General features: G+C 69.2%; 11 protein-coding genes and 1 pseudogene. 8 read left to right on the top strand and 4 right to left on the bottom strand.

The window, feature by feature from the left end; genetic code table 11:
* The first annotated feature begins 688 nt into the window (after positions 1–688).
* Genes ADK54_RS41365 through ADK54_RS41355 form a run of 3 tightly spaced genes read left to right on the top strand, consistent with a single transcriptional unit; the run spans position 689 to position 5,746 of the window.
* Positions 689–1,630: an ABC transporter ATP-binding protein gene (locus tag ADK54_RS41365; protein WP_053731019.1), complete on the top strand. Its 942-nt coding sequence runs from the start codon at positions 689–691 to the stop codon at positions 1,628–1,630.
* Entirely contained in the window at positions 1,627–2,991 is a 1,365-nt protein-coding gene (locus ADK54_RS41360; RefSeq protein ID WP_053731018.1) for an ABC transporter permease, read from the top strand. Before ADK54_RS41365 ends, ADK54_RS41360 begins: the two co-directional genes overlap by 4 nt.
* Positions 2,992–2,995: 4 nt before the next feature.
* Positions 2,996–5,746 (top strand): bifunctional YncE family protein/alkaline phosphatase family protein, encoded by a 2,751-nt coding sequence (locus ADK54_RS41355; protein ID WP_053731017.1) that lies wholly within the window; start codon positions 2,996–2,998, stop codon positions 5,744–5,746.
* A 637-nt stretch (positions 5,747–6,383) separates the two neighbouring features.
* Here ADK54_RS41355 and ADK54_RS41350 read toward each other — a convergent pair.
* Positions 6,384–6,722 carry a hypothetical protein gene (locus ADK54_RS41350; RefSeq protein ID WP_159048057.1) on the bottom strand — a complete coding sequence of 113 codons (339 nt, stop codon included), beginning with the start codon at positions 6,720–6,722 and terminating at the stop codon, positions 6,384–6,386.
* A gap of 343 nt (positions 6,723–7,065) precedes the next feature.
* Between ADK54_RS41350 and ADK54_RS41345 the strand changes: the two genes are divergently transcribed.
* The 3 genes from ADK54_RS41345 to ADK54_RS44450 all read left to right on the top strand — a co-directional run bounded on the left by ADK54_RS41345 (position 7,066) and on the right by ADK54_RS44450 (position 12,006).
* The gene (locus tag ADK54_RS41345) at positions 7,066–8,250 is read left to right on the top strand and encodes an alpha-hydroxy acid oxidase (protein ID WP_234392425.1); all 1,185 of its coding nucleotides are present in this window, start codon (positions 7,066–7,068) and stop codon (positions 8,248–8,250) included.
* A 357-nt stretch (positions 8,251–8,607) separates the two neighbouring features.
* On the top strand, positions 8,608–9,432 hold the full coding sequence (locus ADK54_RS41340) for a M55 family metallopeptidase (RefSeq protein WP_063802171.1): 825 nt from the start codon (positions 8,608–8,610) through the stop codon (positions 9,430–9,432).
* Positions 9,433–10,287: 855 nt separating this feature from the next.
* Entirely contained in the window at positions 10,288–12,006 is a 1,719-nt protein-coding gene (locus ADK54_RS44450) for a S53 family peptidase (RefSeq protein WP_078967050.1), read from the top strand.
* On the opposite strand, the pseudogene ADK54_RS48095 reads toward ADK54_RS44450, so the two are convergent.
* Both ADK54_RS48095 and ADK54_RS48090 read right to left on the bottom strand, forming a co-directional pair.
* Positions 11,982–12,743: pseudogene (locus tag ADK54_RS48095) on the bottom strand (hypothetical protein); the annotation flags it as partial. The gene ADK54_RS44450 and the pseudogene ADK54_RS48095 overlap by 25 nt on opposite strands.
* Positions 12,744–12,764: 21 nt before the next feature.
* The gene (locus ADK54_RS48090; protein ID WP_053731015.1) at positions 12,765–13,118 is read right to left on the bottom strand and encodes a helicase associated domain-containing protein; all 354 of its coding nucleotides are present in this window, start codon (positions 13,116–13,118) and stop codon (positions 12,765–12,767) included.
* 123 nt (positions 13,119–13,241) lie between these two features.
* Here ADK54_RS48090 and ADK54_RS41325 point away from each other — a divergent pair, with 123 nt between their 5' ends.
* Positions 13,242–13,430, top strand: a complete 189-nt coding sequence (locus ADK54_RS41325) for a hypothetical protein (RefSeq protein ID WP_053731014.1) — start codon at positions 13,242–13,244, stop codon at positions 13,428–13,430.
* Between the two features lie 37 nt (positions 13,431–13,467).
* Here the strand turns inward: ADK54_RS41325 and ADK54_RS41320 are convergent, their stop codons facing one another.
* Positions 13,468–14,496, bottom strand: coding sequence for a sphingomyelin phosphodiesterase (locus ADK54_RS41320; RefSeq protein WP_053731013.1), 1,029 nt, complete (start codon positions 14,494–14,496; stop codon positions 13,468–13,470).
* A 294-nt stretch (positions 14,497–14,790) separates the two neighbouring features.
* Between ADK54_RS41320 and cyaB the strand changes: the two genes are divergently transcribed.
* The gene (gene cyaB, locus ADK54_RS41315) at positions 14,791–15,351 is read left to right on the top strand and encodes a class IV adenylate cyclase (RefSeq protein ID WP_053731012.1); all 561 of its coding nucleotides are present in this window, start codon (positions 14,791–14,793) and stop codon (positions 15,349–15,351) included.
* Positions 15,352–15,513 lie beyond the last annotated feature (162 nt).

Raw genomic sequence — 15,513 nt, 5'->3', positions numbered from 1 at the left:
TGGGAACGACGCGATGACATCCACGAAGCCTTCCTCGGCCTCGCCACTTGCCTCATCACACACCGACACGTCCAACGCCTTTGTTAGGGCCTCTTAGCCCGTCACCGCAAACACCCTTGCAGTAATCACCGGGCGTACGAACTCGCAGACCATCTGCATGGCCAGGGGCGGTTTCGACGCTTCGGCGTGCGACGCGACGGCACGTTCGCCCGCCGTGCCCGCGGCGTCCCAGCGGTCGGCCATCGCCAGCGTGAGGCCGTCTCCGCCGCCACCACGGTCTGGAGCCCGTGCTCGTCCTCCCACGATCGCTGGTGGCGGCCATGCCTGTGTGGACGTCGGTCAACTCCAGCTTCCCGGTGGTCGTACAGCGGATGCGTCGGCGTACGCACATGGCGGATGACGAAACCTGCCGCACCCCGTACCGCCTGCCCCGCCCCGAATCCCACCTGACTAACCGTCAATTCACTTCCCTGCTCGCCATCGTCCCGCCGCCGGCCCCAGAACTCGCCGCCCTCGCCCACCTCCCCGCCGACGCGGGACGTGCCAGGCGCCGGACGAGACGGCGCCGCCCAGTCCATCGGCGCGGCGCATGCCGGCCGTCTTCCGTTCCCCGAACTTTCAACTCGCTGTTCCTGCTTGCGCTTTGTGTCGTCCCTAAGTTCCCTGGAGGCTTCGAAAGAAGGGACCCATGGACGCACTCCTTTCCGTCCGGGCACACGCGATCACCAAGTGCTTCGGTGACGTAGTCGCACTCGACGGCATCGATCTGGATGTGGCACAGGGGCAGATACACGGTCTGGTCGGGCCGAACGGCGCCGGCAAGACCACGCTGCTCGGGCTCCTGCTGGGCCTCGCCGTCGCCGACAGCGGCCGTCTTGAGATCCTGGGTACGCCGGTCGGGCGGAGGCCGGCCGCTCCTGACGGTGTCGCCGGGTTCGTGGACGGGCCCGGGCTCTACCCCTCGCTCACCGCCAGGCAGAATCTCGCCGCGATGGCCGCTCTGCGCGGCGACGACGCGCGGGCGGCGGGGATCGACGACGTGCTCGACCAGGTCGGGCTCACCGACGTCGCCGACGACCGGGCCCGCGGTTTCTCCCTCGGCATGCGTCAGCGGCTCGGGCTCGCCGCCGCCCTGCTCACCAAGCCCCGGCTGCTCGTGCTCGACGAGCCGTCCAACGGCCTCGACCCGGCAGGCAAGAAACACGTCCACGGTGTCCTCACCCGACTCGCGGCGGACGGAACCACCGTCGTGCTTTCGAGCCACCGCATGGACGACCTTGAGGCACTGTGCTCCGAGGTCACCATCCTCGCCACCGGACGGATCGTCTTCTCCGGCCCGCTGAGCAAGCTGGCCGCCGAGAGCCGTGAACTCGACTACCGGCTGCTCGCCTCCGATCCGCAGGCCGCCCGCCGGGTGGCTGTCGACACCGCCGGGGTCCATGTCGTCGAAGAACCGATGGCGCGGCACGACGCCCAGCGGCTCGTCGTGCGCGCGCCGGTACCCGCCCTCGACGCACTGGTGGTGGGGCTCGTACAGGCGGGCATCTCGGTGCGCGAGCTCACACCCGTGGTGTCCCCGCTGGAGGCCGCGTTCCTCGCCCTCACCGATCCGCAGGAGGCGGGGAGATGACCGCGGCCACCGTCAACGACCAGGCCGGCGTTGCCCGTCGCGTCTCGGTGTCGCGCTGCTACCGCTTCGAGCTGGTCAAGCTGGTTTCGCAATGGCGGATCCGGCTGCTTGTCCTCGCCTGCTGGATCGCACCGGCGCTGTTCGTCGCGGCGGTGAGCCGGCAGAGCACTCTGCCCTCCGACACGCTCTTCGGTCGCTGGATGCACGCCACGGGGTGGGCCGGACCACTGGTGATGCTCGGCTTCGCGGGCACCTGGGCGCTCCCGTTGCTGACCTCGGTGGTCGCCGGTGACGTGTTCGCCTCCGAGGACCGGCTCGGCACCTGGCGCCATCTGCTCGTGGTGGTCCGCTCGCCTCGGCGGATCTTCGTGGCGAAGGCACTGGCCAGCCTCACCGTCGTCCTGCTGCTCGTGGTCGGCCTGGCCTGTTCCAGCGCGGTCGGCGGCCTCGTGGCGGTCGGCAACCAGCCGCTGGTCGGCTTCGACGGGCACCTGCTGGAGCCCTCGGACGCCGCCGGGAAGGTCCTCCTCGCCTGGGCGTGTGTGCTCGCGCCGACCCTGGCCCTCGCCGGGATCGGTCTGCTCGGGTCGGTCGCGCTGGGACGCTCCCCGATGGGACTGCTGCTGCCCGCGGTCGTCGCGCTCGCGATGCAGCTCGCCCAGATGCTGCCGCTGCCCGTCGCCGTACGACTCGCCCTGCCCAGCTACGCCTTCATCGCCTGGAACGGGCTGTTCACCGACCCGGCGCAGCTCGGCCCGCTGCTGATCGGCATCGTCGTCGGCCTGGTGTGGGCCGTGCTCGCGACCGCGCTGGCCTATCTGCTGTTCCTGCGGCGCGACTTCACCGACCTGAGCTACGACGGCTCCGGGCGCCGCGCGCTCACCGCCGCGCTGCTGCCGCTGGCCGGCCTGGTCGCCCTCACGGTCACGGCCGTCGCCGTGGCGACCCCGACCCCGTCGACGGGGTCGGGAATCGAGCAGGACAAGGTACAGCGGTCGGTCGCCACGGCATTCGCCCATCTCTACCGCCTGCAGACCAAGCAGCTCAACCGCCCCGAGGTCACCGAGGCGCAGCTGCGGGTCACGGCGGCGTGTGACAAGGGCGCCGGCCGGCTCACTGCCGAGGGGCCGGGCAACGACTGGCGTTGCGTCGTCTCCTGGCATCTCCCCGGCGTCGCGGCCACCGGGTCGGCCATCTACCAGCTCGATGTCGCCGCGGACGGACGCTTCGTGGCCGATGGCGACGGACCGAAGGAGGTGAACGGCTACTTCCTGGTGCGGACCCCGGCCGGGGACGCACCGAACCCGCTGTGGCAGTTCGACGCCAACGTCGAACTGCTCTCCACCACCCCGAAGGGATGACGCCATGCAGATAACGCGCCGCCGTCGGCAAGTCGAGAACGAGTACTTCGTCCTGCTCGGCAGACGGGTCGGCCGCCGGGCAACGCTGGTCACGGCATGCATCGCCACTGCCGCCCTGGCCGTCGGCACCGCGGTCGCCGAAACCCGCCAGTTCGGCACCGAGCAGGTCGGCCAGGTCACCCCCAAGGGCCAGGTCATCTCCAGCGACCAGTACATCGCCCCGTACGGCAGCCGTCTCGTCATCAACGACGGGAAGATCATGTCGTCAACGGTCAGCCCGGACGGCAGCCACCTCGCGGCCTCGGTCACCGACGGTGATGCGGCGCTGGTCGTCGTGGACCTCAAGACCCGGCAGGTGAAGCAGCGCATCGGCAGTTCCCCGTCGGACGACCTGCGCATCACGAGCGGCGCCGTCGGGCAGGAAGGCCCGACGTACTCGCCCGACGGCTCGCAACTGTGGCTCGGCCAGGCCGACGGCTACACCAAGTTCACCGTGAACTCGGACGGCACCCTCTCCAAACCGACGACCATCTCGATCCCGGTCCAGGGCACCAAGCACGCCCTGGTGGGTGCGGCGGTGTTCTCGGCCGACGGCTCCACCGTGTACTCCGCCGTCAACGGCCAGAACCGCGCGGTCGCCATCGACACGGCCACCGGGACCGTCAAGCAGAGCTGGAACGTGGGCAACGCCCCGCGCGGCATGGTCCTGGTCGGCAACAAGCTCTACGTCAGCAACGAGGGCGGCCGCCCGGCGAAGGCCGGCGACTCCACGCTCAACTCCTATGACACCCAGGTGCCGGCCAGCCCGGTGACCGGTGCCACCACCACCGGCACGGTCAGTGTCATCAACCTGGCGAAGCCGTCCGGCGCCGTCGGGGCCATCGGTGTCGGTCTGCACCCGACCGCCGTGTACGCCAAGCACGGGGCGGTGTTCGTCACCAACACCGCCGACAACAACGTGTCGGTCATCAGCACCTCCAACGACAAGGTCGTACAGACCATCTCCACCCAGCCGTGGCCGGAGGCGTCCGTCGGCTACGAGCCCAACGCGGTGGCCCTCACCGACGACGGTCACCTGCTGGTGACGCTCGGCCGCGCCAACGCCGTCGCCGTCTACCGGTACACGACCCCGCAGGAGCCGGTCAGCTACGTCGGCCTGCTCCCGACGGACTACTTCCCCGCAGAGATCGCCACCGTCGGCAACAAGATTGTGGTGTCCAACACCCGTGGTGTCGACGCCCGCCGCCCCGACAGCGCAGGCCACAACACCCACGACACGACGTCGAGCCTGACGCAGTTCACGCTGCCGAGCGACCGTGTCATCAGGTCCGAGACCGCCAAGGTCTTCCAGCAGAACGGCTGGAGCGAGGGCGCGGTCGCACTGGCCGACAAGACCAGCAGGGCGAAGCCCGTGCCGGTCCCGGCACGGATCGGCGACCCCTCGACAATCAAGCACGTCTTCCTGATCGTCAAGGAGAACCGGACCTACGACCAGGTCTACGGCGACATCGCGAAGGGCAACGGCAACCCGGCGCTGACGCAGTTCGGCGAAAATGTGACGCCCAATCAGCACGCACTGGCCCAGCAGTTCGGGCTGTACGACAACACGTACGACATCGGCACGAACTCGGCCGAGGGCCACAACTGGCTGATGCAGGCCGACAATCCGGAGTACACCGAGTCCTCGGCCGGTGAGTACGCGCGCAGTTACGACACCGAGGACGACGCACTCGGCCACCAGCGGACCGGCTTCCTCTGGACCGGTACGCAGGCGGCGGGGAAGTCCGTGCGGGACTTCGGCGAGTTCCAGCAGTTCCTGACCAAGCCGTCGGACGCGAGTTGGCAGAACCTGTACTGCGACGCCAAGAACATGGGCGCGACCGGGCAAGGCACCGCCTACACCCTCAACTCGTCCTCGCCGATCCCGTCACTCAACAGCGTGTCGGTGCCCGGTTTCCCGAAGTTCGACACCAGCGTCCCGGACATCTACCGGGAGCAGATCTGGAAGCAGGACTTCGAGAAGAACGGTCCGGCGAACCTGAACATGCTCTGGCTCTCCAGCGACCACACCGGTGGTCCGGCGGGCCCCGCCGCCCAGGTTGCGGACAACGACCTCGCGACCGGCAGGATCGTCGACGAGATCTCCCACAGCAAGTACTGGAAGGACTCGGCGATCTTCGTTGTCGAGGACGACTCCCAGGCCGGCCTCGACCATGTCGACGGCCACCGCGCGCCGATCCAGATCATCAGCCCCTGGGCCCGGCACGGCACCGTCGACAGCCACTACTACTCGCAGATCACGATGATCCGGACCATCGAGCAGATCCTCGGAACCCGCCCGATGAACCAGAAGGACAGCGCGGCCACCCCGATGCGCGAGGCGTTCACCCAGCACCCGGACTACGCCCCGTTCAAAGCGCTGCCCAACCGGACCTCGCTGACCGACGGTCTGAGCACCCCGCCTTCCTGCGGTGTGGACACCCCGGCGCCGCAGGACCCCAAGGCAGTTGCCGTACCGGCGACCAAGGTGCCTGCCGACAAGCAGTCGCTCGCGGCGGAGTGGAACACCTGGAAGTCGAAGCAGCGGCTGACCGGCCCCCATGCCGTGCCCGACTTCGCGAACCCCGCGCAGATGAACCACTTCACGTGGTACCAGACCCACAACTGGTCGAAGCCGTACCCCGGCGAGAACAAGATCTACGCACCGAACGACGTACCCGGTGCCTACATCCCGTCACCGGAGTCCGACGGCTGACGCGACCTGCTCGCGTCAAGGGCCCCTGCCCGGCAACACCACCGGGCAGGGGCCCCTCTGTGCAGTGTGTGCCAGAACAACTGGTCCCGAATCAAGCAGCGTTGGCTCTGTTGATCACTGCGCTGTGGCGCTTGTCGGCGGCGTGCTTGTTTCGCCAGACACCCGATGCGGTTCACGCTGCCCTGAGCCTTGTGGCTGGGGTGGTAGGTGCCGTCGAGACGGCGCACCTGGTGCGGCGCCGCCCCCACCCCAAGCGGTCCGGCGTGATGGAGGTCTTCCCGATGGAAGAAGGAACAGCGAAGTACGTCGCAGCCCCTGGAGCAACTCGACATCGTCGAGGCACGGTTGACCAGGGCCCAGAAACTCTCTGCAGCGGCGTTGTCGAAGCACGACCCGGTGCGCCCAGAGCTTTGCCGGAGCCCCAACGCGCCTGTCTCCCGAGGAATTCAGTGGACGTATAGTCGCTGCCGCGATCCGAGTGCGCGATGCACCCAGGCTCCAGGGCAGCCCGGCCGCGGGCCATGTTCAACGCGTCGACGACCAGGCCCGCGCGGTGGTGGTCGCCCATCGCGCAGCCGACACGTCACCACCATGGCCACCTTCCTGACCACCTGATACCGGGAGGCCACCGACCGGATCAAGGCCACCACCGGGCGGCACTCCCGCGCGTCCTGCGGGTCACGATGCTCGGTTCCGTCGTCAGAGAGCTGATGCTCGGCGCGACCTGGGCCGCGCTCGGCTGGCTGGCGGCAACCGGGCGGATGGACCTGGCCATCGCCGCGACCGCCGTCATCGCGGTACGCACCTCCACCGGCGCCCTGACCTCCCTGGTCATGGCCGCCGCGAGGCTGTTCCGTACGTCGCTGTACCTGGACGACTGGCAGGCGCTCCTGCGCCGGGCGAAGGCCTTGCGCGCCGTACGCGGCACCCCGCAGGTCCCGGTCGGTGCCCCCGCCGAGATCCGCGCGGTGGACAAGCGAACGGAGCCCCTGGAACGACGGTTGATCTTGGCCGACAACTCGTCTACCAGGAGCTTCGCCGTTCTGCAGATTCGTCCAACTCGCAGCCACTCTCGCCAGGCTGGAAGGGCCTCAATGACGCCGGACCCCCGGTGCGGTCCCGGCCGGGAGGCTTTGGCCGAGTGTCCCGGTGCAGCCCCGGTCGCCGGGGTTGCCTGCAGCCGATCGCATGGGCCGGCTACTACCTCAGGGACTCGCCGTGCCTGCGGGCCCGGGCGGTGCAGGTCGGTGCCGGGCCGTGGCCGGGGCTGGCCGGAAGCGGGCTTGTCTGTGCGGGCCGGGCCTGGTGGGGTGATCGTCGTGGCGGCGGACAAGGACGACTCGGGCACCTCCCCTGGTACCAGCGGACGGTGCATGTTCACGCTGGACGAGTACAACACGGCGGCACGTTCGGTGGTCGAGCCCTCCGTCTGGGATTACATCGATGGTGGCAGCGGTGACGAGTCGACGCTGCGCGAGAGCCTGGCCGGCTTCCGGCGCTACCGGCTGCGCCCGCGCGTCCTGGTCGACGTCTCCCGCTGCGACACGCGCACCACGCTGCTCGGGTCTCCGGTCGCCCTGCCCATCGCGGTTGCCCCTACTGGCTTCCACGGGCTGGTCACGCCGGAGGGCGAGGTGGCCTGTGCCCGCGCCGCGGGCCAGGCGGGCGCGCTGATGGTGGTCAGCACGTTCGCCACCAGGCGGCTGGAGGATGTCGCCCTGGTGGCGCGGGGACCGTTGTGGATGCAGCTGTACGTCTTCCGGGACCGGACGGTCAGCGAGGATCTGGTCATCAGGGCCGAGGAGGCCGGCTACCGGGCGCTGGTCGTCACCGTGGATGCCCCGGTCCGCGGACGCCGGGTACGGGATCTGCGCAACGCCTTCGCTCTCCCTGCGGGGCTGGCGCCGGCGAACTTCCCCGACATCCGCGCCGACGGATCCCCGGCCGAGCTGGCCGCGGTGATGGCCCGGCGCATTGATCCCGCCTTCACCTGGGACGATCTGGCCTGGCTGCGCTCGCTGACCAGGCTTCCGATCGTCCTCAAAGGCGTGCTCACCGCCGAAGACGCGGCCCGCGCGGCCGAGTTGGGGGTGGCCGCGGTGGTGGTGTCCAACCACGGCGGCCGCCAGCTGGACGGAGCGGTCACCGCCCTCGACGCGCTGCCCGAGGTGGTGCGCGCCGTCGCCGGACGCTGCGAGGTCCTCATCGACGGGGGTATCCGCCGCGGGACGGACGTACTGATCGCGCTGGCTCTGGGCGCCCGGGCGGTGCTCGTGGGTAGGCCCGTTCTGTGGGGCCTGGCCGTATCCGGGACCGAGGGCGCGCGCAACGTACTGTCCATCCTGGGAGCCGAGTTGGAGACCGCCATGGCCCTCTGCGGCCGAACAGCACTCACGTCCGTGGACGCGAGCCTGCTGCACCCGGCACTCCACCCACCTCTGATCCGCAATCCCGCCAACGCCTCACCCGTTAGCGGTGATTCGGCGGTTGCCGACGCGTGGTGAGTGCGTACGGCCACGCCTCCCTGGGAGAGCCGGTCCGGGGAGCTCGGAGGTCGTGTCTCGTGGTCAAGCCGGTGTCGATGCAGTGGAGTTCGGTGCGACAGGAGCCGGGGTGCTTGAGCCTTCGTGGTGGCGCGGCTCTTCATGCCCGCGTGAACAGCCTGCGACGGCCGTACGCGAAGCCGACACCGTGATGACGACGCGTCGCCCGCCAAGCCAACGGCAACCAACGCCGGGGAGCGGGCTGTCTGGGCGGGAGGCCTCTCATGCGGCTCTGTTCCGTGATTGGCTCGTGGCGGTGCAGTTGGTCTTTTCGCGGTCAACCCGTTCGTCGGCACCCGATGTTGAAGGGACCACGCTGTGAGGATCTTCATCTCTTCCGACATGGAGGGCGCGGCGGGGGTCGTCGACTGGGACCAGTGCAGGCCCGCGGGCGCCCAGTACGGCTATTTCCGCGGCCTGCTCCAAGGCGAGGTGAACGCTGCGATCGAGGGCGCGCGGGGCGCCGGCGCGAGTGAGTTCCTCGTGAACGATTCGCACTCGGCGATGGCCAACCTCCGCCCGGACGAGCTCGCCGGCCGTGCCCGCTATCTGTCCGGTCGGCACAAGCCGCTGTACATGATGCAGGGCCTCGACGCCTCGTTCGACGGGATCTTCTTCGTCTCGTATCACGGGTCGATGTCCGGTCCGTCCTCCACGCTGTCGCACACCTACAACCCGAAGGCGATCGCCGAGGTCCGGCTCAATGGCGTGCCTGCGGGGGAGAGCGGCATCAACGCGCTGGTCGCCCTCGGGCACCGGGTGCCGGTGGTGCTGATCACGGGTGACGGGATCACGGCCGAGGAGATCGAGCCGTTCTGCCCCGGCATTCGTGCCGCCGTGGTGAAGTCCTCGGTGTCGCGCTTCGCCGCCGACAGCATGCACCCGGCTCAGGCTCGTGAGCTGATCCGGGACGCTGCCCACGAGGCGGTCCAGAGCCTGCCGCGTGCAGTAGTGCCCGCGATCGAACTCCCCGCCACGCTCACCGTCCGGTTCCGAAACACGGACCTGGCCGAGATGGCGACGTGGATCAACGGGGCGGTACGCGAAGACGAGTTGACCGTGCGGCTCACCGACGCCGACCCGATCCGGCTGTACCGCAGCTTCGTTGCCGTGGTCATGCTCACCCGGGCCATCGCCGAGTAGCCACGACGACGCAGGCGGCCGGGGGCGGCGTGCTGTTGTGGCCTGGTCCCCCCCTCGAAGAGCCGCGACGACCCTGGCCTCATCGAAGCTCACCGCTGATCCCCGGGAGCCCGGGCGCGGTTGTCATGACCCGCGTTTGTGAGAACTGCGCTGTGCGTGCGGCCAACGGTGGGTGCGCGGTGATGGAGCGCCATCTCGCCGATGCCGGTCTCGGAGCAGAGGCAGGTCGGGGCGAAGGCCACGCCTCCCGCCTGTAATCCGGCAAAGCGAACGGGAAAGCCTCAACTACCCCAATGGAGCGCTGCAGTTGAGCGGCCCGGTCCTGTGATCTTGGTCAATGAGTGGTCAAGATCAGACCATGCATTTCCGTCCACTGGTTCAGGTGCAGGCTAATTCCCGTCCATTCGCGAGTAATGACGCACCGTACATTTACCTGCTCTGGCCCTGTTCTGTCCGCCCTGTTCACGGTCCCGTAACGAGTTGAGCGGACGAACGCCGGGCTCAGCCCGTTGACCGGTGCTCATCAACTCTGCTTTGCTTCCGCCCGGCGGACGGTGCCACCACAGCCCGTGGTGACAGTTCGTCAGACAAATGGGGTTCGCGTTTCGGTCCGGGGGCTTGCTTCCCTGTCTGCGGAGAGAGTAATTCCCCGCGGAACGGCCGCCGCATGCCCAGGGAAATCCCCTGTGCGGTCGCGGTGTTGCTTTCCGCTGCTCTCTTCACGCCGATATTTCGGCGGGGTGGTGAGTGTCCGTTTCGGGGCGTGGCCCGGTATGCCGTCCGCCGCTGTCCAGCCGAGCGGTCACGGCCGTCGACCGACGCGCGGTGACCGGTACGAGAGAGGCACCCCCACCCATGGGTATCCCCCATATATCAAGAGCCGCGCAGCGGACCGCCCTGACCGGGCTCGTCTCGCTCGCCTTCGCCACCACCGGCCTGGTCGCGGCCGGTTCGGCCCAGGCCCAGACCGCCGCGAGCACCGGTGCGTCGGCCTCGGCCACCCCGCATGTGAAGCGGCTCTGCTCGCAGCCCACCAAGCACCGGGTGATGGCCTGCAAGGCGCTCGCCCGCACCGACGTCGTCCAGCCGCATGCGCTCACGGTCAACGCGGTCTCGCCGCTCGCCGTGCCGTCCGGCTACGGCCCGTCCGACCTGCTGAGCGCCTACAACCTGCCCGCGAACGGCGGTGCCGGTGCGACGATCGCGATCGTCGATGCCCAGGACGACCCCAATGCCGAGTCCGACCTGGCCGCCTACCGCAGCCAGTACGGCCTGCCGGCCTGCACCGCGGCCAACGGCTGCTTCAGCAAGATCGACCAGAACGGCGGCACCAACTACCCGGCCGCAGACGCCGGTTGGGCGGGCGAGATCTCCCTGGACCTCGACATGGTCTCCGCGATCGCCCCCAACGCCCACATCCTGCTCGTCGAGTCCAGCACGGCCAACATGAGCGACCTGGGCACCGCGGTCAACACCGCCGTCGCCCAGGGAGCCAAGTACGTGTCCAACAGCTACGGCGGCTCCGAGGACTCCTCAGACCTGACCGCGGACAACCAGTACTTCAAGCACCCCGGTGTCGCGATCACCGTCTCGGCGGGCGACTCCGCGTACGGCGCCGAGTACCCGGCGGCCTCCCAGTACGTGACCTCGGTCGGCGGCACCGCCCTGAAGCGGGACTCCAGCGCCCGCGGCTGGTCCGAGTCGGTGTGGCACACCAACAGCACCGAGGGCACCGGCTCAGGCTGCTCGGCGTACGACCCCAAGCCCGGCTGGCAGACCGACAGCGGCTGCTCGAAGCGTGCCATCTCCGACGTGTCGGCCGTCGCCGACCCGGCCACCGGCGTCGCGGTGTACGACAGTTACCAGGCCAGCGGCTGGAACGTGTACGGCGGCACCAGCGCCTCCGCGCCGATCATCGCCGGCGTCTACGCACTGGCCGGCACGCCCGGCACCGGCGACTACCCGTCGAAGTACCCGTACGCGCACACCGGCGCACTCAACGACGTCACCACGGGCAGCAACGGCACCTGCTCGCCCAGCTACCTGTGCACCGCCGGCCCCGGCTACGACGGCCCGACCGGCCTCGGCACCCCGAACGGCACCACGGCCTTCGCCACCGATGGCAGCACCGGTGGCGGCAGTGCCCTGAGCAACGGAACCTTCGAGGCGGGCACCCTGAGCGGCTGGACCTCCACCGGCTCCGCCGCCGCCAGCGCCGACGCCGCCCACACCGGCAGCTACGGCGCCCTGGTCGGCTCGTCCAGCCCGACCAACACCTCCTCCCTCGCCCAGACCTTCACCGCGCCGACCGGCAGCTCCAAGGTCTCCTTCGCCTACGACGTGACCTGCCCCGACACCGTCACCTACGACTGGGCCACCGCCACGCTGAAGGACAACACGACCGGCACCACCACGACGGTCCTGCCCAAGACCTGCACCAACGGCGCCGGTTGGAAGACCGCCTCCGGCTCCCTGACCGCGGGCCACAGTTACACCCTCACGCTCACCAGCAAGGACGACGACTACGCGGGTGACGAGACGTACACGTACTACGACGACGTGACCGTCTCCTGAAACCAGGCCGACGCGTGACGTCGCCGGCACGCATCCGAACCCCTCTCCCACCGAACATGGGGGAGGGGTTTGTTGCCCGCGGCCCTCGCTTCGACCCCGACGGGAGTGCCCAATGGACGGCGGGTTTGGAACCCGCCCCGAGAGCGTGCAGCAGTTCGCCCAGCGAGGGACATCCATCCCGCGGCCGTTCCCGCACCTGTGGCTGCGAGCCGCCGCCGTCCGCAACCGCGAGCCCCGCCGACAGGGCGAGCCCGCGGTAGGGTCGGTCGGTGAGGCGGTGGGCTGTTCCTGCGGGCGCGGCGAGCAGGCCGAGCAGCAGCGGGCCGACCGCCTGGGTGGCTTCGGCGGCGGTGGCGCCGACCAGGGCCAGGAAGGCGGTGCCGAGGACGCGTACCGGCACGCGTCGTGCGGCGGCCAGCAGGCTCAGCCTTACGAGTTGAGGATCCGTCCGGCTTGGACGGCGGTCGGCTCGTTGGAAGGAGGCACGCCGCCAGGCCGACGTAGTGGCGCTGCCAGTCCACCGGCCAGCCGAGCAGGGCCGGGTTCCAGTCCGGATCGACCGCGGCGAACTGCTCGGCACGCCGTTCGGCGCGTACCAGGTCTTTGCCCAGTCCGCCGGGGCGGCGGATGTTGGTGAGCCACTGTCCGACCGGCTTGTCGAGCGCGGTGGCGTGCCGGGACGCGGCCAGCGTCCCGGCCTCCGCGAAGTACGCGCGTGCCGCCGCGAGGTTCTCGGTGAACTGGGCGTCAGCGGTGTTTTAGACGATCCTGAGCGCCTCCAGATCGTCGGCCCGCTCGCTGCTCATCTGCCCGGCCGGCAGCACGCGGCGCTGGTCGGAGAGCCACCGGCCGAGCGGGTAGGCGCCCTCCAGGTGCTCGTAGGACGTCTCCAGATCACGCTCGCGGTCCCGGTAGCGGGAGGCGGCTTTGTAGCCGCGCAGCCAGTCCTGACGTTCGGTGTTGATGACCCGGTACTTGATCCATTTCGCGACCATCACCGGATCCCGCAGGGCCGCGAACCGAAGCAAAAGCCGGTGCTCCTCTTCACCGTCGAAAGCGGTGCGGTGCAGCCGGTTGATGAGGACGGTGCGGTGGATGTCCCTGTAGGGCACTCGGCAGACGGTTCTTCCTCCCAGGGGGAGCCGTACGGAGCGTTACCGCTCGAAGTGCATGCTCCGCCTGGGCAGGTGACGATGGCCGAGACCTATCTCTCTCCCCTCAGGAGTGGACCACGCATGGGCATCAAGGACGAGTTGCAGGGCAAGGCCCAGCAGGCCAAGGAGAAGTTGCAGGGCAAGCAGGACGAGGCGAAGCAGCGCGGCCAGAGCGAGCAGGAGCGATTGCGCCGGCGCGCCGAGGAGGCCAGGCAGCAGGGCCAGCAGTCCTTCGACGACGTCCGGGACGACCTCGACGACCGCACCTGACATGGGGTGAGTGTCGGCTCCGCCCCGGCGATGGGGGTCAGCAGAGCTGGAACGTTGCTTCCACCGGGTAGTGGTCGCTGGGTGAGCGGGTGTCCAGTTGACCGGGGGTCCAGCCCGCCTGGGGGTCGAAGTCGGTCTTGACGTCCGGCACGGCGGTCGGGACGGGGCGACCGGCTGCGTTCAGGTAGCCGAGATAGTCCAGGTTGTCGCGGTAGTCCTTGGGGAAGGTCTCGACGTCGGCCATGTACTGACACCAGGCCGAGACCGAGCAGTCCATGGTGGTCGGCGCGGCGGCCGGGGTGTTGAGTGAACCGTCCACGGCCGACTGGGCGTTGGCGAAGTCGCCGCGTGACTGGCCGTGCGTGTATTCGATGTTGAGATCGCCCCCGAGCAGGACCGGCGCCGACGCACCGACGATGCCGTTGACCCAGTCGCGGATCTCACCGAGCTGGCGCAGGCGGGTGGCCTGGGTGGTGTCCGTGGAGGTGTTGGACTGGTCGGCCTGGAGATGCGTGCCGACTACCCAGGTCTTGGTGCTGTTCTTGTCGATCTGCGCGAGCGCCGCGCCCTTGTTGGCGTTGTAGTCCCAGGTCCCGGAGGTGGAGTTGCTGAAGACATGGGCGTACTGGGCGGTGATCGGGTACTTGGACAGGATCATCGTGCCGCCGTTGATCACGAACCACGAGCTGGAGCAGTTGCCGCTCACTCCGTTCCAGCCGCCGCCCGAACAGGTCTGGCCCACCACCGGGGTGCGGTACGGGTAGAGGTCGGCGAGCTTGGCCGAGATGTCGTCGGTGGAGGTGTGGTTGAACAGTTCGTCCAGGATCACCACGTCCGCGTCGTGCTGCCGGATGATCGACTCGACGACCGGGGTGCGTTGTGCGGCCTTCTCGTTCTGTGTCGAGTCGACGACCGCCGTGCCCAGGTCGACGTTCCAGGCGAAGACCGAGAGTGTCGGGGCGCTGGGGGCCGCGCCGGCGGCCGGCGCCAGCAGGACCGTGCCTCCGACCAGTGCGGCCGCAGCTGTGACGGCGGTGAGGGCGGAGGCGGTTCGGGGCGCGCGCACGAGGGCTCCTGGTGGTCGCTTGGAGTGGGAACGGCCGGACTCTAGCTACTGGCGAGTACATCCGGAAGAACTGCGACTGACCGATTTATGGCAGCCAGATGTCCGAGCGACCCTGACCCGGGCCGCTGCGGCCGCCGCGGTGGCCGACGTCGCCCTGGGCAGGACCCGTTCGCCTTCGATTACCTCCTGCAGGGTCCCGGGCTCGGTCAGGCAGCGGCTCGGCGTCGGAGGGATACGGGATGATTCAGGCGATCGTCGACGGAGCCGAACGCACAGTGTGAAAGAGGATCGCCGGTGATCGAGGCAGAACTGAAAGCGCGCGTCCACGCACCCGAGACGGTCCTGCGCCTCGTCGACGAACGCGCCACGGGCCGCGCCGAGGTGTACCAGGACACCTACTACGACACGGTGGCTGGCACGCTGGACGCCGAGGACCGGGAACTGCGAGTACGCACGGTCCACGGCCCCGACGGCACCCGCAGCATCCTCAGCTACAAGGAACCGCGGATCGACGAAGCCTCCGGCTCCAAGCCCGAGTACGAGACCCGGGTGACGGATCCGGACGCGGTCCACGCCATGCTGCGCGGCCTTGGCTACGTGCCCGCGCACGCCTTCGAAAAGCGCTGCCGCAATTACGAGTTCGAGGCACACGGCCTGGCGGTGCTCGCGACCCTGGTGCGGGTCCCGGAACTCGACGGGACATTCCTGGAGATCGAGACGCAGGTGAAGGAGCAAGACGACCTGCAGGACGCCCTCGACGCTGTCCGAGCCGTCCTGGCCGAACTCGGCATCGCCGAGGACGACCTGACCACCGACACGTACACCGGAGCGGTCCGGGCGCAGCGCAGCGCCTGACCTCGGACATGCGAGAAGGACCCCACCCCTGTTGGGCACAGTGGCATGGGGCTCTTGCAGTGAATCTGCTACCAGGGCTGCCGCGTGCCGGAAATCCTCTGCCTGTCGAAGCCCGCTGCGTGCACGCTGGACGGGAGTGTCCTGGGGCGAGGCAGTTCGCGG

The sequence above is a fragment of the Streptomyces sp. WM6378 genome (genome assembly GCF_001279695.1).
In the GTDB taxonomy this organism is placed as follows: Bacteria; Actinomycetota; Actinomycetes; order Streptomycetales; family Streptomycetaceae; genus Streptomyces.
The sequence above is the reverse complement of the archived record's forward strand: the minus strand, read 5'-3'. Positions and strand labels throughout refer to the sequence as shown.